The following is a 1,271-nucleotide window of genomic DNA, read 5'->3' as shown; positions in this document are numbered from 1 at the left end:
GATTTCACCGCGATACCGCGCACGGTCCCGGCCTGCGCGGCGCGGATTTCGGTTTCCATCTTCATGGCTTCCAGAATCAGCAGCACGTCGCCCTCGGCCACCGCCTGGCCCTCGCCGGCGATGACCTTCCAGATGGTGCCCGCCAGCGGCGCGGTCACCGGGGTGCCGGCGCCTGCCGGGGCGGCTGCGGGGGCCGTGGCCTGAACGGGGGTCGCTGCCGTCAGCGGGCTGATATCGCCGCCGTCGCTGACCTTCACCACAAAGGCCTTACCTTCCACTTCCACGGTGTAGACGCCGGAGGCGGCCGGTTTCTCTGCTTTCACCGCCGGTTTGACCTCTTCAGCCTGCGGCAGCGGCTCGAACGCCGCCGGGTTGTGGCGGTTCTCAAGGAACTTCAGGCCGACCTGCGGGAACAGGGCCACGGTGAGCACGTCGTCGATGGCGTTGTCGGCCAGCTGAATATTCTTCTCCTGCGCCTGGCGCTTCACGTCGGCTTCCAGCTGCGCCAGCTCCGGCTTCAGCAGGTCCGCCGGACGGCAGGTGATGGCCTCTGCTCCGTCCAGCACGCGCGCCTGTAATGCCGCGTTCACCGGCACCGGAGTGTGGCCGTACTCGCCCTTCAGTATCCCGGCGGTCTCCTTCGCGATGGTTCTGTAGCGTTCGCCGGTCAGCACGTTAAGCACCGCCTGGGTGCCGACAATCTGCGAGGTCGGAGTGACCAGCGGGATAAAGCCGAGGTCCTCACGCACGCGGGGGATTTCCGCCAGCACCTCATCCAGACGGTGGGCGGCGTTCTGCTGCTTCAGCTGGCCCTCAAGGTTGGTGAGCATCCCGCCCGGCACCTGGGCCACGAGGATACGGCTGTCGGTGCCCTTCAGCTGGCCTTCAAAGGCGTGATATTTCCTGCGCACCTCGCGGAAGTACGCCGCAATGCTCTCAAGCCTGAGGATATCCAGCCCGGTGTCATGTTTTGTGCCTGCCAGCGTCGCCACCAGCGCCTCGGTGGCCGGGTGGCCGTAGGTGGCGCTCATGGAAGAGATGGCGGTATCGACGCCGTCGACGCCGGCCTCGATGGCCTTCAGCAGCGCCATCTCCGCCATCCCGGTGGTGGCATGAGCATGCAGGTGCAGCCTGACGTCATAGCGTTTTTTGATTTCGCTCACCAGCTCGAAGGCCGCCATCGGGGTGAGAATGCCGGACATGTCCTTAATCGCGATGGAATCGACGCCGGTCTCCAGCAGCTGTTCGGTCAGGTCGAGCCAGGTCTGCAG

1 protein-coding gene is annotated in these 1,271 nt (G+C 65.7%); it reads right to left on the bottom strand.

All coding sequences use genetic code 11. The features are described 5' to 3' along the window. Positions 1-1,271: pyruvate carboxylase subunit B (locus FQK12_RS05455; protein WP_146295669.1), on the bottom strand; the 1,271-nt coding region annotated here is incomplete at both ends.

This window comes from Klebsiella sp. ME-303 (assembly GCF_007910085.1).
Lineage (GTDB): Bacteria > Pseudomonadota > Gammaproteobacteria > Enterobacterales > Enterobacteriaceae > Klebsiella > Klebsiella michiganensis.
This window is presented reverse-complemented; position numbering and strand designations above follow the sequence as displayed.